This is a genomic window from Robertmurraya sp. FSL W8-0741, assembly GCF_038004005.1.
Taxonomy (GTDB): domain Bacteria; phylum Bacillota; class Bacilli; order Bacillales; family Cytobacillaceae; genus Robertmurraya; species Robertmurraya siralis.
Map to the genome: position 1 here is coordinate 4,423,754 of NZ_JBBOQG010000001.1, position 20,393 is coordinate 4,444,146.

The following is a 20,393-nucleotide window of genomic DNA, read 5'->3' on the forward strand; positions in this document are numbered from 1 at the left end:
CATATAAATGGACTTTAACGTTACTCATCAATTGAATTCACATGCTACACTTGTAAAATAACTCAGTTCTTATTTAAGTCAGACCATTGCTTTTCAAAGTTCTGAAAAGGGTCGTTCTCTTCTTTATAACTTGGCTTTTTATCGTTCCATTTTCTATAGATAACATATAGAACATACGCGGCAACAATAGCGATAATCGCCGGAATATTAGATGCTGCTGTCAATAACACGAAAACACCCAGTATTCCTAATGCAACTTTCCATCCGAAAGACTCTGTCTTTAAAAATTGTTTAAAGATGAAGTATAGAACCGCTAAACTCACAGCCAATCCGATTAGTGGACCCAAATTAGAAAGCAATACTATCGCCGCAATACCTCCTGCTAAAAGCAACCCGAAATTTTTCATTTTGTTTGTTGCCTCCTTTCTTGTTTCCATCTTATCTCGTTTTCAGAGCTTTCATAACGAGCCTGAGCTTTATTTTTAAATCAGTCTTGAGGCTTAGTTGAATTGAATTTAAGTCCAATTAAAAAATAGAAACCCTGTCAACACAGGTTGTTGACAGGGTTTTTTGGAATTATGGTTACTTTTTCCGGAATTACACTGATTTTTTCCGGAATTCCACATCATTTTTCCGGAATTATTGATGGTTTTTCCGGAATCGCATAGAATCTCATCATATTACACCACGCTAAACCGAGGACTCTTATCTGGAGATAAACATTTGTGTCCAGTAATACCGCTGCGAGCCACCTTTAACATAGCCTACACCAATTTCAGTGTAACCGGAGTTCAAAATATTCGCCCGATGGCCTTCACTGTTCATCCACGCTTGTACCACTTGCTGCGGACTCGTTTGCCCTGCTGCAATGTTCTCACCAGCACTACGATAAGACAGACCAAATTTTTTTATCATTTCAAACGGTGAACCGTAGGTTGGACTTGTATGAGAAAAATAATTTCGGTCCCGCATATCGGCTGACTTGTAACGGGCAATCCGAGACAATTCCCAATTTGCTTTTAACGGTTTCAGCCCATATTTTGCCCGCTCTTGATTTGTCAATTGAATCACTTGATTTTCAATGCTTTTCGTGGCATCGACATCTGGAACTGTTATTTTTTCGCCTGGGTAGATTAACGCTGGGTTTTTAATTTGCGGATTTGCCGAAATGATTTCCGACAACCCAACCTGATACCAAACTGAAATTTTCCACATCGAGTCTCCTGGACTTACCGTATGTATTCTCTGAGCGTGGGAAATCGTAGGAACAGTTAGTAACGTTATGAATAGTGAAATAGCAATTACCATTTTTTTTAGCATTCATTCACTCCTCCTCGTTGATAGAATTCAACAAAGAGTGAAAAATAAAACATGGATGTTATTGGCAAGAATTACTTTGTCAAATCTCTCGTTGAAATGACGATCCCATCTTGATCTGCATAAAGATAATCGTCTGGATTCCAATCGAGAGAGAGGAAGCTTAAAGTAATATTCTTCTCCCCTTTCCCCTCCTTTTTGCTCTTTAATGGATGAGTTCCTAATGCCAAGATGCCCACATTAATTTGAGAGAGTTCTTCTGAATCCCGGACACACCCATTAATAATGATCCCTGCCAAACCTCTATTTTGTGCAATTTCAGCAAGCTGATCTCCCAACAGCGCTCGACGCTTAGAGCCTCCTCCATCAACAACAAGGACAGAACCTGTCGGGATCGTTTCAAGCGCTTCTTTCACGAGCACATTATCTTCAAAAACCTTCACCGTTTTAATTGGTCCGGAAAAGCTTTTTTTCCTGCCAAAGGATTGAAACTCAGCTCCAATAGCTCGAATTTCACTGAAAAATTGGTCACATAAATCTGTTGTTTTCATGGTCATTCCTCCTTATCTCAATTTCCTACTTTATTCTTGATACATAAAGTGAATTCCTCTTCTTTTCCCAAATTCTTCGCATATATGTAGGAAAAGAGCTATTTTCAATGAGGAGGAATTTGATGCTTGAATGGACATCAACCCTAATTGGTTTTCTTATTGTTTTCTTTATTGTCGGTGGAGTATTTTTTCACTTTTTGTTGATATCGCTTAATACAGAAGATTGTACAAAAATAGATCGTTACCCTAATATGAACGAATAGTGGCGGTATTTTGAAAGAGGGCAGCATTCATGTAATGCTGTCCTCTTTTTGCGTTGTCCGCAGCATGCATAAACTTCATCGAATTGGAAAAATTATGAACATCATGATTTTTTGGAGGGTTACCATGACTGAGATAAATAAAAAACAAATGCCGACTTTTCCTGAATCGTATTGGAGAGAATTTGAGCTTCCACTCTTTAACAAGCTAACAGAGGATCAGAGCTTCGATGTCGGCATTGTTGGCGGTGGAATCACAGGTATTACAACAGGCTATTTGTTAGCAAAAGAAGGGCTTCGCGTTGCGATCATCGAGGCTGGCAGAATATTGACTGGCACAACAGGGCACACAACAGCCAAAATTACTGCACAGCATAACATCATTTATGATGAATTTATCAAACACTTTGGTCAAGAAAAGGCAAAAATGTACTACGAGGCCAATAGCGATGCTCTTCATTTCATTCAAAAAATGGTTCAAACTTATGAAATCGATTGTGATTATAGTGATGAGGACGCGATTATTTATGCAACAACCACTCAGGGCCAAGATAAAATTAATAAAGAACACGAAGCGTATGAAAAGCTGGGGATTAAAAGTTCCATTCTAAATAAAATTCCCTTTGAAATTGAGATAAAATCCGCCTTAGCAATGCATCAACAAGGGCAGTTTCATCCTCTTAAATACTTACATAAGCTTGTAAGACTGTTTATTGAGGCTGGAGGAACCATTTTTGAAAATACAACTGCGCTCGATATTGACGACGGAGCAAAGCCGCAAATTATGCTTCGCAACGGCAAAAAGATAAATTGCCAACACATTGTTGCTGCCTCCCATTTTCCTTTTTGTGATAAAAAAGGACTCTATTTTGCGCGAATGTATGTAGAAAGAGCATATATTCTAGGATTAAAAACAAAAAAATCGTTTCCTGGTGGGATGTATATCAGTGCCGATTCTCCAACCCGCTCCCTCCGTTCTACCCCTTTAAATGGAGAAAAGCTCGTATTAGTGAGCGGGGAGGGCCATAAAACTGGGCAAGGAATAGATACGCTGCAGCATTATTTAAACTTAGAAGAATTTGCAGAGCAGGCTCTTGGAATTAAAGAATATAAATATCGTTGGTCTGCTCAGGATATGTATACGCTAGATAAAATGCCTTTTGTCGGACCAATCACAGAAAATCAACCAAGAGTGCTTATTGCAACAGGGTATCGAAAATGGGGCATGACGAACGGAACAGCAGCCGCTCTTCTTCTGAAGGACCTTATTCTAAATAAAGCCAACCCGTATGAGGAGCTTTTTACACCACAGAGATTTCATGCGGATCCTGATGTAAAAAAATTCATAAGTGTGAATGCCGATGTAGCAAAGCATTTTGTTAAAGGTAAACTCGAGTTTATCCCAAAAGGGCCGGATGAATTGACGAATGATGAAGGCTCTCCTGTGATGGTTGACGGCAAACGCTGCGGTGCCTACAAAGATCGCGAGGGAAAACTGCATATCGTTGATACCACTTGTACCCACCTTGGTTGTGAGGTTGAATGGAATCACGGCGAACGAACTTGGGATTGTCCATGCCACGGCTCAAGATTTTCCATCGATGGTGAGGTGCTGGACGGTCCCGCTGCAAAGCCTTTGATGAAAATTGATTGGGACTGAGCCTATATTTGGATGTCTTTTCGGGAAGTCTGATTTTGGAGGATTGTTTAGTGCTTTTCTGTTAAAAATGCCCTCATGACAAATGCTTCATGAGGGCATTTTTTATTCCCATAGCTAAAATTACCTTTAGAGGGTCTAATTTCTATTCGCTTTCATTATTGCTACTCACTTAATCGACGATTCTCTTCTGGCTCCGCTCATCTTTCGGAGTAAATTCCACTAGCTCTGAGCTCACCTTTTGCTGTCGTTTATTTTTATTGCGCTCAGCATTGCCATTGCCCATTTTGGTGCGACCCACCTGTCTCAACTCCTTCATCATGTTTTTCACTAAGTAGTATTGGTAGTCATACCTAACATCATGCGATCGTCAGCAAGTAAAATTTACCTTCTATCTTCCGGACTGACTATTTCTCCTTTAAAAAATACTTTTCGCACAACTTCTATTCCAAGCTCCCGTCCGTATTTCTTAAGCTCTCTTTCTTCACGAGCGGTTACAAGAGAGATGACTGTACCATCTGCGCCAAATCGTCCTGTACGTCCAGAACGATGAACATATTGTTCTAAATCCTTAGGGAAATCCAAATGAACTACATGCGTTACTCCCTTAATGTCTAAACCCCTTGCTGCCACATCAGTAGCGAGCAGCATATTTACTTTCCCGTTTCGAAAATCTTTTAATGCATTTTTTCTCTTATCTTTGTTTAAATCACTGTGGAGACTGACCGTTTCAATGCCGGCAAAAGCGAGTTTCTCACTTGCCACCGTTAAATTTCCAATATCCTTTATGAATACAAGCGCTTTGACATCCGGTAAACGCGTGACTTTTTCTAACAATTTGAGCTTTTCGCGCTTCTCAGCACTAAAATATATATGTTCCACCATACCAGCGGCAATGGTCTCATCTTTTTCAATGCGAACAACTGCAGGATCCCTCATTAATTCCTTCGCTTCTTTTTCCACATATGCTGATAAAGTGGCGGAAAACAGCAGAACCTGACGCTCAGCCAATGCGGAACGGATAATATTTTGGACGGTTGGCAAATGCTCATATGTTAAAAGTTGATCGCCTTCATCTAAAACAATTGTTTTTACCTCATGCATTTTTATTTTCTTTTGTTTGATCAATTCATATAAGCGCCCAGGCGTTCCGGCAATAATATGAGGATGCTTCTTTAATTTTTCCAATTGTCTTTTGACATTTGCTCCGCCAATAAAAGAAGCGGTACGAATATTGCTTCCGTGGCTCCATTTTTGAATCTCCTGCAGGATTTGCATTACAAGCTCTTGCGAAGATGCTAGAACAACTGCTTGAATTGCCTTTTTTTCTGGGTCAATTTGATTTAAAACCGGCAATAAGTAGGCAAGGGTTTTTCCTGTTCCTGTTGGAGATTCTGCTATGACATCTTTCCCCTCTAATATGAGCGGAATCGCACTCTCTTGAACTTGAGTTGGTCGTGCAAATTGTTCTGTTTTCCAAACGTCCTGAATAAAAGCTTTCAGTCTTTCCTGTATTAACTCACCCATTATTTTCTCCTTTTACAATAACTACTTCCATACTAAAGATACAGAAAATTATCCGAAAAAGCTAGCTGCATTCCTTTAGTCCTCTTTATTCGCAGGAACCTCTGATAAGAAGCTTTTATTTCGGATTCCACTTCTGCGGATGGCTACATGGACATTCACGTCGACATCAGCTCTTGCAAATTCCTCGTCCCACTTTTCCTCGACCTCTTTAGCCTTTTGATAATTCTGACGGTGTAAAGCCTCTCCAAACCCAAAAATATCAAGGCCAAATTCGTCCTGCACTTTTTTTATCGTAGCTACAATCATATCCTTCACATACTTACTGCTCTTCTGCTCCAAATCAAGATACGTTTCTTTTTTTGAAAGGTCTTCATTGCATTGCATACTGGTTAATCTTGCCTCAGAATAAATATCGACCTTTAAGTGAGGCTGATCACCTTTATAAAAAGTTTTAATGGTAGACTTATTATTCATAATAGCCAGATCAAAATATAATTTTTCTTTCAGTTCTTCACCATGCTTCCCACACGGAATGGTGACCATTGTTGATTCTAGCTTTTGTGTCCATAAATAGTTTCTCGTATCCTCTAATGAAAGATAGCCGGCCAATTTATCCTTTTCAAATACAGCAATTCCAGCCAGCAAAATTCTTGCCGGTGCTTTTGTCTCCATATTACTCTCTACATTTTTTCCCTTCTCAGGATTCCCTTCGATAGTCACTGAACTGGCTATAGGTGAACGCCCCTGCGAAACAATCGCATCAATAAAATCCGTTAAACGCACGCGGGGGTCTCCACCCCAATTCTTTAAAATCGATTTAATCTGCTTTTGAACCTTTAGTGATGGTACCCTTTCAACTGGGTCATTGATCGTTGGAAACTTTTCGGCTGAATCCCCTTTCGTAATCAAAATATTAAAGTCATTTCGAAACTGCGGATTTCTCTCTAGAGAGTCTAAGAAACTCCCCACACCATCATTTTTAGCGACCTCCTCATTAATATAGAGAGCTCTTGTATGGGAAAAAACAAGCTTCCTACTTACGCCGATATTCATTCGCGCCGATATTTCCGGAAGCGAATTACCTTCCAGTGTCATAACAGAAACTGGAGCTCCCTCAAATGGGATTTGTGGGGACAATATCGAGGCATTTACATACCCAACTGTGAGCCGGTATCTCTTTTCCTTACCTGGATCAATTGCTATACCTGTCACAATTGAGACATCATTCAGTTCTGTGCTATCCCAACAACCTGTTAATAAAAAAGAAGAAATACATATTAGAATAAAAATTCGCTTTTTCATTTCTTTCCTCCTTGTACATGCGGAGGGCTTGGCTTTTGTTTTTTCTTCTCCTTAACTGGTGACTTTGGAAAAAGATAGGATGGTCTTCTTTTATTGGCCCAAGCAGGCAATCTTAAAAAAACATCGTCTTGATCTGTTAGTTTAAACGGTGCCACAGACGCTAAATAGGGAACACCAAAGGAGCGCAAACTGACAAGATGTATGACCATGATAATGAGAAATAATAACACACCATAAAGACCAAACACTGCTGCAAAAAGGATAAGCACAAAACGAAGTAACCTTGTGGCAATGGAAAAACTATAAATCGGCGATACAAAGCTAGCGATCGCTGTGAAAGCAACAATGATCACTAATACACTTGAAACCAATCCTGCTTCTACTGCTGCCTGTCCAATCACTAAAGCTCCAACAATCGAAACCGTTTGTCCAACAGCTCTTGGCATCCTTACCCCTGCCTCCCTCATAATCTCAAACGTAAGCTCCATCATAAATATTTCGATCACAGCTGGAAAGGGAACCCCTTCTCTTTGTGCTTGAATACTAATCAAAAGCTGAGTTGGCATTAGTTCCTGGTGAAAGGTCGACAATGCCACGTACAGGGATGGCAGTACTAAAGCAATCATAAATGACATATAGCGGATAATACGGATAAAGCTTGGCATTAGAAAAGGTTGATAATAATCCTCAGACGACTGAAAAAAATCAGTAAATACGCTTGGGACTGCTAAAACAAATGGACTCCCATCAACAATTAACGCTACTTTACCCTCAAGCAAATGACTGCAAATACTGTCAGGCCTTTCTGTATTGAAAACTAATGGGAAGGGGGTAAAAGATTTATCAACAATCATCTCTTCAATATTACCTGAATCTAGTACGGCCCCAATTTCAATTTTTTCAATTCGCTCCCGGACCTCATTCAAAATATCCTCATTTGTAATCGTTGATACATAACCAATAGCAACGGTTGTCTTAGTATCCCCTCCAATATAAAAATCCTCAAAGATTAAATACGGATTTTTGATTCGTTTTCGAATCAAACTAATATTTGTATTAATATCCTCTGTAAATGCTTCTTTCGGACCACGAATAATGGTTTGCGTACTTGGCTCCGTAATGGCCCGTTTTTCGATATTGCCAATCTCCAATGAAAGAGCCTTTCCTTGACCATCGACCATAATCACTGCAAATCCGTTCAAAATATGCCAAACCACTTTATGAAAGGTATCTGCATATTCAAATGCCATTGTTGGAAAATAGCGATCGCGAATTTCCTCAATATTTTTTGGATTTTTCGATACGGATGTTTCCCGTGGTACATTTAAAACTTTGTCCGTAAGAGAATGAATGTTTAACATCGTCCCTAAATAACAAACACAAGCTTCTGATTCCCCTAATCTGATGTCATCACACGAAAAATCAAATGTTTGCTTAAATAATTCGTGAAGAGATCTTTTGTTTTTATCTAAGCTTTTAAAATACTCTTTTGAGATATTTTCGTTTTGAAAAATCTCCTCTTCTGGAGTGCTATCTCCTTTTTTGTTTTTTCTTCGTTTAAATAGGAAATCACTTAGACCCATTTGTGTCCGATCCCCTTTTTTGTTTTTTCGTTCTCCAGAAAAGCAGTGGAGCGAATAGCGCTGGTAAAATGAATTGAAATGGCACATGCATATAGTGCGGAATAAATCGAATTCCTTCTTCGATATGCTCGGCAAAGTTATCGCTAATTAAAATGGTACCGTAGGAAATAATCGTGGCCATTGGCAACACCATATAGCGATAGGAAATATTTGTAATATGTTCCAATCCCTTTAATCCTGCAAAAAAAAACACACTCACTTTTGTAATAATTCCAAACATCACAATAAAAACGACAACTAAATCCACTCTTTCAATAAATTCTAATAAGGATATGTATCGTGCCGCAGATAATAAAGGAAAGACCGTTCTTTCCAACTGCTCTGTTCCTAATGTTACGATCTCGATAACTGTACCATAAATAATGATCATCCCACTTACTAAAACCGTAATTACACTTACCTTCCCGGCCTTATTAAATTGTGTAACATAAGGAATAATCACCATAAAGGTAATTAATTCTCCAAATGGAAAAGTTAACAGCCTTGGAAAGATGTGTTGAATAATCGGACCAGACCCCTCCGCCATTACAGGCAGTAAATTTTTAAAATCCATTTCACCTGAGAAAAAAGTGGCAAATCCAATTAATATCGTAAATGTAAATACGTATGGAATAAAAATCTCACCTGTCCTTCCAAAAACTTCAAGACCTAAATAAATCATGTAAGCAATAACACCCATCATTGTAATCGAGATAATCTCTATCGGAGTATTTTCAAAGATAACAGTAGTAATCAGCTCACAAAAGTCCCTTAATACCCGCTCTGCAATGTAAAAAAAATAAAACACATATAAAAGTCCAATTCCTTTGCCAAGCCATTTTCCAAAAGAAATAGTCATCAATTCGAACAAATTCTTTCCAGGAGCACGCTTTAATAGCATAATGTAGAACGAAACAATACCCGCTCCTAGCAACGTTGAAATCGCTACGGCGATCCACGCATCCTGCCTCAAATCATTTCCTACTCCAACTACGGCAACACTCCCGATTTCAAAGGTAAATAACAATACTGCCAACTGCCATAAGGATAGTTTTTCCATAAGTTTTTGCTGCTTCATAGCTGCTTCTGCCCTTTATTTTTTCTTAAGCGATAATCAATCACGATACTACAAATCAAGCCCATAAATGCAGTGCCACTTACGAACCACTCATTCGTCCCCTCATCCAATGTAAACAATCTTATGATCACTTGAAAAAAAGACTGTTTCCAAATAAACATATCAATAAGTGAAATAAGAATAAGCATTCCGATATACATCACAAAATATACTAAAGTCACCAATTTAATCATCCTATTATTCAGCATGGTTGTTCATTCTATTAATTGCTTATCATTCCATATTTTTCTCGAAAATCGCACCGTTTATGTGAAAAAATTTACAGTCATACAATTCCTGCCGCAAAACGGGAAATAAGTACCACCCGTGAGAACGGGTGGTTTTCTCTGCGGCTGAAAGCCTTTGTTACTGACCAAACCCTAAAGGGCTACTGAAAGGTTCGCCAATTGTACTACTTCTACTGGCCAGACCTCAAAGGCCTTCTCCCCTTAATTTTTCCTTTTCTTTTTCTTCACTTCTTCTCCTGTGAATGGATCGATATATTCCATCATCGTTAATTGTTCTGCGACTATATCATCTTGTATTTGATTACGTATATATTCTTCTATTACCTTCTTATTTCTCCCTACCGTATCCACATAATATCCTGTACACCAAAATTTTCGATTTCCATACTTATATTTCAGTTGCGCATGTCGATCGAATATCATCAAGCTACTTTTTCCTTTTAGATATCCTACGAATGCTGATACACTTAATTTTGGCCGGATACTCACTAACATATGTACATGATCCTTACACGCTGTCGCTTCTATTATCTCCACACCTTTCCTCTCACACAAAGTACGCAAGATTTGTCCAATATCTTTCTTTATTTTCCCGTAAATAACTTGTCTTCTATATTTTGGCGCAAATACTATGTGATACTTACAATTCCAAGTTGTGTGTGCTAAACTATTATTGTCTTTTGACATAAGGACTTCCTCCTGGCTATTTATTTTCGGTTGGCGAACCAAAAATATTTTAGCACCATGAGGAAGTTTTTTTAATACCACGCTGTAAGCTTTTTGGAACCCTAGGCATAGCCCAGGGTTTTCTTTTCTATAAACAAAAAAAGAACCTATCGTTTGATAAGTTCTTTTATAGTCTTGACTTTGAATACACTTTTGGAGAGAGCTTTGCCTTGCGAATCAATTGATTAATGACTTCTGAAAAAACGAGTCCTAATGCGATCGCCCCAGAAATTAACCCTGCTTTTGCTGCTAAACCTAAGCCGATTGTATAATTGCTTTCCACAAAGTTACGCATTGCATCATAAGCGAGCCCACCTGGAACGAGCGGAATAATTCCTGCAACATTAAAGATAATAATCGGCGCTTTATACCTCCTTGCAAAAAATTGACTAATCAACGCAACAACAAAGGAACCAGCTAGCGATGCTGGAACGGGATCAATCCCATTGCTAGTCATTGTAAAATAAACAAACCAACCTGCCATCCCAACAATTCCACATTTTATTAAAGATGCCTTCTTCGTATTAAAAATAATTCCGAATGCGGCAGATGCGATAAAACTTGTGATTAATTGTTCTACAACCATTTCAACACCCCTATATAAAGGTTAAGACAACGGCTACGCCAGAACCGATTGCGAAAGCCGTTAATAGGGCCTCTGCTCCCTTAGACAGTCCCGACACTAAATGCCCCGCCATCAGATCCCGGACTGCATTCGTTAAGACAAGCCCTGGAACAAGGGGCATAACCGAACCAATTATAATTTTATCAAGCTCATAGCCCCATCCTGTATAAACAAAAATCCAAGAGAGGATCGCGATAATGAGAGAGGCAACAAACTCTGAGAAAAACTTAATGGGGACAATTCTTTGAGCATAAATAAAAGTTATTAAGCCTGTTCCTCCAGCTACAAAGGCTGGAAAGAAATCATCCCATGTCCCTTTAAACATAATTAAAAAGCATCCACTAGCAATTGCGGCAGCTAGAACTTGAATGATAATTGGATAGGAAGGGGTAGAGCTTTCAATATTTTTCAAGGACTGATATGCTTCCTGAAGGGTCAGCTCCTTATTGCTAATTTGACGGGAAACACTATTTACTAACGTAATTTTATGTAAATCCGTTGTCCGATCTGTAATACGAATAAGCTTCGTTTTCGTTGGTTGTTCACATTCAATTGAAAACATAATTCCTGTCGGTGTTACATAGCTATGGGATTCCTTCGCCCCAAAAGATGAAGCGATTCTCATCATCGTATCCTCAACACGATAGGTCTCAGCACCACTCTGAAGCATGATTTTCCCAGCAAGTAAACATACTTCCATTACATCTGTCTTCATTGCTTTTCTCCTTGCTACGATTGTTGAACTAACTAGATTGTTAAGTCTTTTTGAAATAAGAAAAACCAAAAACACTATGTCCTATCATAATATTTAAATAACCTTAATACAATTTAAAGCTGTTTTTTTCGCTAAATTGTAATTTTCATGTAAAAGCATGATTAAAACCACGAATTCTACTTGTTTTTCTTTACCTGACTTCTTTACACTAGTAAAGAGGTGAAAAATAATGGATGTTTCAAAAGTAAAAGTACTGGTCTTTGATTTAGACGGAACCGTGTACGAAGATACACATCATTTTGACTACCAGACAAAAAGACTAAAGGAAAGGCTCCCTATAGACAAACAACATCTTTTTGAAAAAGATGTTGCTGCGGTAAAACATAATGAACACCCCATTAAAATAGGCAGAGTCTACGATGCTAGCAACGATTTAATTCTCGTTCAAATCGATAATATCGTTCAAGATGCTTACGATTGGCAAGGACAGAAGCTTTCATCAAGAGAAATGAAGAATCTCTACCGAGAACCGATTGAAATCAATTCTGAAGCAATGCTAAGCATCGGAGACCCTTGGTGGATTTCCACCGCTATTGCAGGACACTATGGTTTAAGCAGTAAAGAGTGCTATGCCGCGTTCCTTGAAACGAGAACATATATGATGGGACCTGAGTTTAAGATGAAGCCGATTGCCGGATTCAAAGACGTTCTTTCCGACATTCATAAAAGTGTCAAACTCGTTCTTTTAACGAACAGCCCTCAACCGGATAGCGAAGCGATCCTGACAAAAATCGGACTCGATCAGGTATTTGATATGAAAATATTTAATGGTGAAAAACCAACGCTGACAATTGAACGCTTTGAAAAGATAAAAAATCAATTTTCTGTTGAATTCGATGAAATCGTTAGTATTGGCGACAATTGGATCAACGAGATTCGCCCGGTTCGTACCCTCGGATGCGGAACGATATTCATTGATCCGCATGGTGTCGGTGATCCGACTTCTGCTGACTTTGTCTGCGCGAATATGCGAGAAGCCATTCCCATTCTAAGAAAAATCGGAAGCTGATTGAAATAATCTACAAAAAGCAAGTGAAAAATGTAGGCTTCACTTGCTTTTTGTAGATATAGCTTTTAAAACCTCTTTACTAAGCTTCCTAATCAGAGCAGTACCTTTTTTAAAGGGAATTTTTCGTTTTGAACGAACGCAGGAATACTTTAATCATTAAATAAGATATTTTATCTGGAAGTAACTCTTTAATCGGCTTCAGCTTTTCTGATCCCACCTCTTCTACCGCTTGTTCAAGGAGCGGCAAGTATTGATCTGGAATAATCTCAGACACTGCAATATCCAGTCCTTCCGCCATACATTGTTGGATATGATTCTCGATCGTGCTCGTTGCCATTTCCCTGGTCTTTGCAATTTCCTTCACTGATAGCCCTTCTTTAAACAGCTTATATGTTTCAAGGTGGGAATTTTTCTCTCCCTTTTTTCTTTTAGCCACTGGTGGTATCAGTTTTTCCCTCGACCTATCCGGATTTTCTTTACAAAACTCCTCGATTCCGTTTATAAATGGTGCTCCATACTTTTCTAATTTCATTTCACCAACACCACTAACTAGCAAAAATTCTTCCTTCGTTTGCGGCAATTTTACACACATGTCCTTTAAAGACGCATCGGAAAAGATGACAAATGGAGGTACATTCTCAATATTGGCAATCGATTTTCTTATATGGCGTAGTTTTTCAAATAAAGGATCTTGTGAAGAAACTTGCGTAACTTCAACTACTTCTTTTCTGTATACTTGTTGTTTACCCAGCAATACTTCCTTTCCAGCTGGTGTGACAAAGACGGTTGGGAATTGCCCCTGTTCAACTCCGATTAACTCCTGTGAAATGAGAAATTCAATGAAATCACTTGCTTCTTTTATACTCATGTCATTTAAGAGCCCGTAGGTCGGTAATCGATCAAATTTCAATTCCTTCATTTTCTTATTGTTCGATCCTGTCAAAACCTGTGCCACTGCTGTCTTTCCGAAGCGTTGACCCATACGAATTATACAGGATAAAACCATTTGTGCTTCTTTCGTTACGTCAACGCTTGAGCGGGAATCCGTGCAATTTCCACATTTCCCACATTTCGATGCATTCCTCTGTCCAAAATATTCAAGGATATAAGTCTGAAGACATTTTTCAGTATGGCAATAATCGACCATTGCCTGCAGTTTTTCCAGTTCTCCTGCAATCCGCATTCTTTCAGCAGACTGGTCAATTAAAAATCTTTGAACTTGAACATCCTGTGAAGAATATAAAACAATACACTCACTTTCGAGCCCATCTCTCCCAGCGCGTCCTGCTTCCTGATAATAGCTCTCCATATTTTTCGGAAGCTGATAATGAATGCAATAACGAATATTCGATTTATCGATCCCCATACCAAATGCTGAAGTTGCAACCATAACCGCCGTTTCATCCTGAAGGAATTTTTCCTGCTCCCTCTTTCTATTTACATCACTCATGCCTGCATGATAGCGACCAACGCGAACGCCTTCTCTCGCCAATTTTTCATAAAGTTGATCAACGTTTTTTCTTGTTGCAGCGTAGATAATTCCGCCCTCTTGCTCATTCTTTTTAACATATTCTTTTAAAAAAGCGTAGCGATCCTGCCCCTTAATAACATGAAAAGAGAGATTTTCACGGGCAAACCCTGTCATAATGGTGTTCTCATCATCAATATGAAGAGTATTGCATATATCTACGCGAACCTGCGGAGTTGCGGTAGCGGTTAACGCCATCACAAGCGGCTTTTGTGGGAGCTGCTCGATAAGCCTTTGAATTTGCAAGTAGCTTGGACGAAAATCATGGCCCCATTGGGAAATACAATGGGCCTCATCAACAGCAACAAGCGGGATCTCAAGGGCTGATAATTGCTCAACAAACACACTGGATTCCAGACGCTCAGGCGCAATATAAAGAAGCTTATACTCCCCGTATATAGCAGCTTCCATCCGTTCAGTTGCTTCTTGCGCACTTAAAGAACTGTTAATAAAAGTCGCTGGAATTCCTACTTGCAAGAGACTGTCCACTTGATCTTTCATTAATGATATAAGCGGGGAAATGACGATTGTCGTGCCCGGAAGTACGAGAGCTGGAATTTGGTAGCAAATCGACTTTCCTCCACCAGTCGGCATAATACAGACAGTGTTTTGACCTGCAAAAATGGATTGAATTGCCGCTTCCTGCCCCTTTCGAAAAGACGGATAGCCGAAATGGGCCTGTAATAGTTCTTTTGCTTGCTCTAGCATTTCCATAACCTCACTTTTAGGAGAGAGTCCCTTATACTGATTAAATACTGTTATTCTACTGTCTCCAAGACCAGAAATAATTCTTCTAAATGGCGAATCTCATAATCTGGTTCTACGCCATTTCTTTCCTTATCATGGCGATTGATCCAAACGGATTTCATGCCGATCCGCGATGCTCCCAGTATATCTGTCATCAAGTTATCTCCGACCATAATAGCTTCATCCTTGGAAACTTCCATAAGTTGGAGCGCATGCTCAAAAATGGTAGGATCGGGCTTACCTCGCCCAAATGCTCCTGAAATCACAATCTCGTCAAAATATGGAGCAATTTCTGGTGTAATCGCTAGTTTCGTATTTTGCAAATCAGGAGAACCGTTTGTAAGAAGCAATAATTTATATTGCCCTTTTAGCTTGTCCAATACAGAAAAAGTGTCCTCATAAACAAATGGTGCCTTTTTACGCTCCAAAGGAAATCGCTCAGCCAGTTGTGCTCCAAAATCTGCATCCTCGATTCCTAAGGCTGACAATCCTTGGGTCCATGCGTCCTTGCGATAAGTAGGAACGAGAGCCTTCATTTTTTGAAAGTTCTCATCTCCATCATCGTGAAAATTCCCCCATAATCCTTCAAACGGGTTTATCCCGATCATTTTTGTGAAAGAATACGTTTCATAAGACGCATAAAGCTTAGTTGCTGCACGTCGAACAGCCTCTTCTAATTCCTCCGGATCGACACCATATTTTCTCTCCGCTTCCTTGCATGTTGCGACAAACGCTTCCTTCACACTTTTATGATCCCAAAGCAATGTATCATCTAAATCAAAAAAAATAGCTTTAATCATTTTCAGTCCCTCCCGTAAAAATGTTCAGCTTAAAATTAAGAGTACAAGGAAAAAGGGAAATAGTAAATAGATGAAGGATCCTATATTGCCCAAGTGTTTGCTTCAACTCATTCCTATTAAGGCAATCTTAAAAGATCCGAACATTCTCTCCAGCAAAAGGCACGGACAATTCCAATGTTTTCTTAAATGTCAAGTGAAATTCTTGTAATTTTTCATAATTCAGTTATTATAATATTTAGGAAAACGAAATTTCTTCTTAGAAAGAAGTGTTCATATGGACGAACAACTAATCGCAAAACGCAACCTTAAAATTATGTGGTTTGCAAACTTTTTTATTGCGGGAAGTATGACGATGGTTCTCCCGTTTATCTCCCTTTATATTGACTCATTCGGCAATTTTTCCGACCAATATGTCCAGCATTGGTCAGGGATCACCTTCGGTGTTACCTTTGTTACCGCATTTATTTTCTCACCTCTTTGGGGAAGGATCGGGGATAAGTATGGACGAAGAAAGCTCCTGATCTTTTCTGCATTTGGAATGGCCTGTTCAATATTGCTGATGGGATTCGTGAATACCGTTTGGCAGCTGTTTTTATTAAGAATGTTCATGGGAGTATTTGCTGGTTTCATCTCGATGTCTCAAGCCTTTATCTCTACACAAACACCTAAAGAAATGGCTGGAAGAGTGCTAGGAACTCTCCAAACAGGGACGATTACGGGACAGTTAATAGGGCCTCTCTTAGGCGGCTTACTTGTGGATACCTTCGGTTATTCTGCCACATTTAAATGGACCTCAATCGCCATCTTCATTTCTGCCGCTCTTGTCATTACGACAAAGGAGTATAGAATGAAAGATGTAAAAGGGACAAAAACCTCCTATACGACTAAAGAAGTCTTTAAACATATTAGTCGGAACCCACTGTTATTAAATGTATTATTAATCTCAACATTGATTCAAATAGCACATTTTAGCATACAGCCGATTCTATCTCTATATGTAAGTGAACTTCATGGTCCGGCTAATTTAGCTTTATTCTCTGGAATTGCCTTTTCTGCCGCTGGTTTGGGAAATTTAATGATGGCTCGTCAATGGGGGAAAATGGCGGATCGCTACGGCTATATCAAAATTTTAATCGTATTATTATTTATAGCAGGACTTGTCTATCTACCAGGTGCCTTTGTAACAAACATTTGGCAGCTTGTTGTCATCCGTTTCGCACTTGGAGTCGCTATTGGTGGGATCATTCCCGTGCGCGTAGCTTATATTCGTCAGGAAGCACCGATTGCCATGCAGGGGGAAGTCTTGGGATATAACACAAGCCTTCGTTTTTTAGGAAACGTTATTGGACCTGTTATGGGCGGATTTATCGCTGGATATTTCGGCATTTCATCCGTTTTCCTCATAACAAGTGGATTACTGCTCTTAAGCGGGTTTCTTCTCTTTGCTGCCATGCAAAAGAACCCAAAACTCGTGAAGCATTCTGCTTAAATTTTTTAAGAGCCCGCTTTTCTGCGGGCTCTTATTATATGATGTTGTTATTTTTGGGTCATTTCGTGAGAAACCTTCGTTTCAAGTCAGTAAAATGACATGTTCTACCATTTTGTTTAACATAACTAAGTGAAAAAAATTCAGTAACTCATTTTACTCTTACTAAAATTCAATATTTGTGAGGATGTTTTGTCCCTCTTCATTTTGATAGTACTCAATAGTAACTGGCGTATCCGGTTCAATTGCTTCGAAGTCAACATCTGCAACACCCGGATCTAAAATTTGTAAGGCCAGTACATCAGACTCGGTTTTCACTTCAATAGAGTGCGGATCTTGCATCCCAGTGTATGTTGCCTCTTCTTTTATTACAGCTCTATCGTCTTCTGTTACTTGCTCATCTGTTTCTGCTTCTTCATCATCACCAGCATGACTGGTTTCGTTGTTTTCTTCAACAACTTCATTTGTTTCATTATCAGGATTTTCCTCTGCTCCTTGATTTTCATCATTCCCTGTACCACAAGCAGTAATTACTAGTAAGGTTACGGCTGTTAATACTGTCCATAATAGTTTTTTCATTTTTTTCACCTCATCCTTTTAGACGTAATTGATTGTTGAACGTTACACTGAGTTGCCCAAATTAAAAAACCGAGCTTTAAAATGCTCGGCTTCTACTATATCATATCTATAAAACCTTACTCAAGAATGCCTTCGTGCGTTCATGCTGGGGATTGTCAAACAACTCGTGTGGAACATTTTCCTCAACGATATAGCCTCCATCCATAAACAAGACCCGATCACCTACCTCACGGGCGAAACCCATTTCATGCGTAACGACAACCATTGTCATTCCTTCCTTTGCAAGTTGCTTCATCACCTCTAGTACTTCCCCAACCATTTCCGGATCGAGCGCTGAAGTAGGTTCATCAAAAAGCATGATTTTCGGTTCCATTGCTAATGCCCGCGCAATGGCTACCCGTTGTTTTTGCCCGCCCGATAACGAATCTGGAAAAGCATCGGCTTTCTCCTCTAATCCTACTTTTCTCAGTAGCTCTAGCGCCTTCTCTTTCGCTTTCGCAGGATCGATTTTCTTTACTTTGATAGGTGAAAGCATAATATTATCTAGCACTGTTTTATGAGGAAATAAATTAAATTGCTGGAATACCATCCCGACTTCCGCTCTGATTTTATTAATATCCGTTGTCTTTGCTGTTATGTCGATTCCTTCTATAAAGACATGTCCTCCTGTAATGGACTCCAATAAATTAAGACAACGGAGAAAGGTTGATTTTCCCGAACCTGAAGGACCAATAACCACAACAACCTCCTGTTGCTTGATCGAAGCATTGATATCCTTCAGAACTTCATTAGCACCAAACGATTTCTTTAGCTTTTCAACTTTGATCATTCTGTTGCTAACCTCTTTTCTAGACGACTTAATAAGTAGCTTAATGTTAAAGTTAAAATAAAGTAAATAAATGCAGCCGTTAAGTATGGCTCCCATACTCTATAATATTGGCCTTGGAACGCTCTACCCCAATACATAATCTCCGGGACAGCAACTAAGGCAGTAATAGCAGATTCTTTTAATAGCACGATAAACTCATTGCCGAGCGGTGGGATCATCCTTTTAAACGCTTGTGGTAGAATAATATATCTCATCGCTTGAACATGATTCATCCCTAATGAGCGGGCTGCTTCCATTTGACCACGATCAATTGACTGAATTCCTGCTCGGAAGATTTCAGCAATATATGCGGCAGCGTTTAGTGATAAGCCGATAATTCCTGCTGCAATCCCATTGGTCGTGCCAATAATCGCCGGGACTACACCAAAGTGAATAATAAAGATTTGCACGATAAATGGCGTACCGCGGAAAAATGAGATATATAACAGAAAAGGGAAAGCAAGTATTTTGTTTTTCATCATTTTCCCAAGGCCAATAAGCAATCCTAATATCGTTCCGAATAAAATTCCTAATAATGATATACCAATCGTATACAATGTTCCCCTTAAAAAGAAAGGTAAATAATCCATAATTAATTCAAAGCGAAAATCCATGCCGTCTCACCTCTTTTGAAAAAAAATTGCGTAACACAAACGTGTGGTTACGCAATTTTGAGTCGTAAACTTCCTCTATTATTGCTGTGCCTTTAACACTTCTATATCCGGTTCTTTACCAAACCATTCCTTATAAATTTCCGCATATTTTCCATTATCGAAAAGCTTGTTCAGCGCTTCATTAAATTCTGCGACCAGTTTACTATCTTTCGGAAATAATAGACCATAAAATTCTTCTTCAAAACTATCATCAGTAATTACAACTAAGTTTTGCTGTGAGTTGTTTTTAACGTATTCATCTACGACCGGCTTATCTGCTATAACAGCATCTGCCCCGTTACTCAATAGTTCCTGAATCGCAAGTGGAGTCGTTTCGAAAGGTTTTATATTTTTGTGATTGCTTCCTAAAATAGATTCTGCAATTTCATGCCCTGTCGTGTCCTTTTGAACAGCTACAACCTTGTCAGTTAAGTCCGCACCACTTTGAATATCACTGTCTTCAGGAATTAAAATTTCATTTGAAGATGCGTAATAAGGGACGGAAAAATCATATGACATTTTTCGATCATCCGTGATCGTGATCGATGAAATAGCCAGATCAGCATTTTCAGTGTCAATTTCAACAAATAACGGATCCCAACCAACGTGGTCAACCTTTAATTCATAGCCGGCTTCCGCAGCAGCAGCTTTTGCTAGATCAATGTCAAAACCGAGAATTTGATCCCCATTCATATACTCCATAGGTGCATATGCTGCATCTGTTACGAGCCTTAGTGTTTTCTTCTCATTTCCGTCATTATTTTCTGAATTTTTCGAACCAGTTTCATTCGCTCCACAAGCTGACACCATCAGGACAAGCCCCATTAATAAAATGAACCGTACCTTCTTACCAATCTTCACAAAAATTTCCCCCTCAACAGTAATTTCGAGTTTTGAATTTTCTCTAAATTCAGATATAACATTATTATACTGAGTTAGGATCACGTTCGCAACCTAAAAACTATCGGCAAAGTTTTATACTGAGATAGAATTAAT

Annotated in this window: 22 protein-coding genes; 4 read left to right on the top strand and 18 right to left on the bottom strand. The window is 39.1% G+C overall.

Annotated features, from left to right (window positions below; genetic code table 11):
• Positions 1 to 62: 62 nt before the first annotated feature.
• The 3 genes from NST02_RS21580 to rraA form a co-directional block, all read right to left on the bottom strand.
• Positions 63 to 407: a lmo0954 family membrane protein gene (locus tag NST02_RS21580; RefSeq protein ID WP_095308751.1), complete on the bottom strand. Its 345-nt coding sequence runs from the start codon at positions 405 to 407 to the stop codon at positions 63 to 65.
• A gap of 298 nt (positions 408 to 705) precedes the next feature.
• Positions 706 to 1,320, bottom strand: a complete 615-nt coding sequence (gene safA, locus NST02_RS21585; protein WP_095308753.1) for a SafA/ExsA family spore coat assembly protein — start codon at positions 1,318 to 1,320, stop codon at positions 706 to 708.
• A 71-nt stretch (positions 1,321 to 1,391) separates the two neighbouring features.
• The gene (gene rraA, locus NST02_RS21590) at positions 1,392 to 1,868 is read right to left on the bottom strand and encodes a ribonuclease E activity regulator RraA (RefSeq protein WP_095308755.1); all 477 of its coding nucleotides are present in this window, start codon (positions 1,866 to 1,868) and stop codon (positions 1,392 to 1,394) included.
• Positions 1,869 to 1,990: 122 nt separating this feature from the next.
• Between rraA and NST02_RS21595 the strand changes: the two genes are divergently transcribed.
• Positions 1,991 to 2,131: a hypothetical protein gene (locus tag NST02_RS21595; RefSeq protein WP_170211200.1), complete on the top strand. Its 141-nt coding sequence runs from the start codon at positions 1,991 to 1,993 to the stop codon at positions 2,129 to 2,131.
• A gap of 124 nt (positions 2,132 to 2,255) precedes the next feature.
• Entirely contained in the window at positions 2,256 to 3,788 is a 1,533-nt protein-coding gene (locus NST02_RS21600; protein ID WP_137742971.1) for an FAD-dependent oxidoreductase, read from the top strand.
• Positions 3,789 to 3,957: 169 nt separating this feature from the next.
• On the opposite strand, the gene NST02_RS21605 is transcribed toward NST02_RS21600, so the two are convergent.
• From NST02_RS21605 to NST02_RS21645, 9 genes are all read right to left on the bottom strand, one after another.
• Positions 3,958 to 4,086, bottom strand: coding sequence for a hypothetical protein (locus NST02_RS21605; RefSeq protein WP_268951555.1), 129 nt, complete (start codon positions 4,084 to 4,086; stop codon positions 3,958 to 3,960).
• Between the two features lie 83 nt (positions 4,087 to 4,169).
• Positions 4,170 to 5,312: a DEAD/DEAH box helicase gene (locus NST02_RS21610; protein ID WP_095308759.1), complete on the bottom strand. Its 1,143-nt coding sequence runs from the start codon at positions 5,310 to 5,312 to the stop codon at positions 4,170 to 4,172.
• Positions 5,313 to 5,387: 75 nt separating this feature from the next.
• The gene (locus NST02_RS21615; protein ID WP_137742972.1) at positions 5,388 to 6,614 is read right to left on the bottom strand and encodes a Ger(x)C family spore germination protein; all 1,227 of its coding nucleotides are present in this window, start codon (positions 6,612 to 6,614) and stop codon (positions 5,388 to 5,390) included.
• The gene (locus NST02_RS21620; RefSeq protein WP_340949775.1) at positions 6,611 to 8,197 is read right to left on the bottom strand and encodes a spore germination protein; all 1,587 of its coding nucleotides are present in this window, start codon (positions 8,195 to 8,197) and stop codon (positions 6,611 to 6,613) included. The genes NST02_RS21615 and NST02_RS21620 overlap by 4 nt, the downstream gene beginning before the upstream one ends.
• Complete coding sequence (locus NST02_RS21625) at positions 8,184 to 9,314, bottom strand: GerAB/ArcD/ProY family transporter (protein WP_137742974.1); 1,131 nt, start codon at positions 9,312 to 9,314, stop codon at positions 8,184 to 8,186. The genes NST02_RS21620 and NST02_RS21625 overlap by 14 nt, the downstream gene beginning before the upstream one ends.
• The gene (locus NST02_RS21630) at positions 9,311 to 9,535 is read right to left on the bottom strand and encodes a hypothetical protein (RefSeq protein WP_340949776.1); all 225 of its coding nucleotides are present in this window, start codon (positions 9,533 to 9,535) and stop codon (positions 9,311 to 9,313) included. Before NST02_RS21630 ends, NST02_RS21625 begins: the two co-directional genes overlap by 4 nt.
• A 267-nt stretch (positions 9,536 to 9,802) precedes the next feature.
• On the bottom strand, positions 9,803 to 10,288 hold the full coding sequence (tnpA, locus tag NST02_RS21635) for an IS200/IS605 family transposase (protein ID WP_137744225.1): 486 nt from the start codon (positions 10,286 to 10,288) through the stop codon (positions 9,803 to 9,805).
• A gap of 166 nt (positions 10,289 to 10,454) precedes the next feature.
• Positions 10,455 to 10,913, bottom strand: a complete 459-nt coding sequence (locus NST02_RS21640; protein WP_340949777.1) for a threonine/serine exporter family protein — start codon at positions 10,911 to 10,913, stop codon at positions 10,455 to 10,457.
• 10 nt (positions 10,914 to 10,923) lie between these two features.
• Complete coding sequence (locus NST02_RS21645) at positions 10,924 to 11,667, bottom strand: threonine/serine exporter family protein (protein WP_137742977.1); 744 nt, start codon at positions 11,665 to 11,667, stop codon at positions 10,924 to 10,926.
• A gap of 229 nt (positions 11,668 to 11,896) precedes the next feature.
• On the opposite strand from NST02_RS21645, the gene NST02_RS21650 reads away from it, so the two are divergent.
• Positions 11,897 to 12,736, top strand: coding sequence for an HAD family hydrolase (locus tag NST02_RS21650; RefSeq protein ID WP_340949778.1), 840 nt, complete (start codon positions 11,897 to 11,899; stop codon positions 12,734 to 12,736).
• A 109-nt stretch (positions 12,737 to 12,845) separates the two neighbouring features.
• On the opposite strand, the gene recQ is transcribed toward NST02_RS21650, so the two are convergent.
• Both recQ and NST02_RS21660 read right to left on the bottom strand, forming a co-directional pair.
• Positions 12,846 to 14,972, bottom strand: a complete 2,127-nt coding sequence (recQ, locus tag NST02_RS21655; RefSeq protein ID WP_137742979.1) for a DNA helicase RecQ — start codon at positions 14,970 to 14,972, stop codon at positions 12,846 to 12,848.
• A 50-nt stretch (positions 14,973 to 15,022) separates the two neighbouring features.
• Positions 15,023 to 15,811: an HAD family hydrolase gene (locus NST02_RS21660; RefSeq protein WP_340949779.1), complete on the bottom strand. Its 789-nt coding sequence runs from the start codon at positions 15,809 to 15,811 to the stop codon at positions 15,023 to 15,025.
• A 274-nt stretch (positions 15,812 to 16,085) separates the two neighbouring features.
• Here NST02_RS21660 and NST02_RS21665 point away from each other — a divergent pair, with 274 nt between their 5' ends.
• Entirely contained in the window at positions 16,086 to 17,300 is a 1,215-nt protein-coding gene (locus NST02_RS21665; protein WP_340949780.1) for an MFS transporter, read from the top strand.
• A gap of 162 nt (positions 17,301 to 17,462) precedes the next feature.
• Here the strand turns inward: NST02_RS21665 and NST02_RS21670 are convergent, their stop codons facing one another.
• The 4 genes from NST02_RS21670 to NST02_RS21685 all read right to left on the bottom strand — a co-directional run bounded on the left by NST02_RS21670 (position 17,463) and on the right by NST02_RS21685 (position 20,258).
• Entirely contained in the window at positions 17,463 to 17,876 is a 414-nt protein-coding gene (locus NST02_RS21670) for a hypothetical protein (RefSeq protein WP_095308780.1), read from the bottom strand.
• Between the two features lie 106 nt (positions 17,877 to 17,982).
• Positions 17,983 to 18,705 (bottom strand): amino acid ABC transporter ATP-binding protein, encoded by a 723-nt coding sequence (locus tag NST02_RS21675; RefSeq protein ID WP_095308782.1) that lies wholly within the window; start codon positions 18,703 to 18,705, stop codon positions 17,983 to 17,985.
• Positions 18,702 to 19,358, bottom strand: coding sequence for an amino acid ABC transporter permease (locus NST02_RS21680; protein ID WP_095308784.1), 657 nt, complete (start codon positions 19,356 to 19,358; stop codon positions 18,702 to 18,704). Before NST02_RS21680 ends, NST02_RS21675 begins: the two co-directional genes overlap by 4 nt.
• Before the next feature lie 78 nt (positions 19,359 to 19,436).
• Positions 19,437 to 20,258 (bottom strand): transporter substrate-binding domain-containing protein, encoded by an 822-nt coding sequence (locus tag NST02_RS21685; protein ID WP_340949781.1) that lies wholly within the window; start codon positions 20,256 to 20,258, stop codon positions 19,437 to 19,439.
• Positions 20,259 to 20,393: the final 135 nt, after the last annotated feature.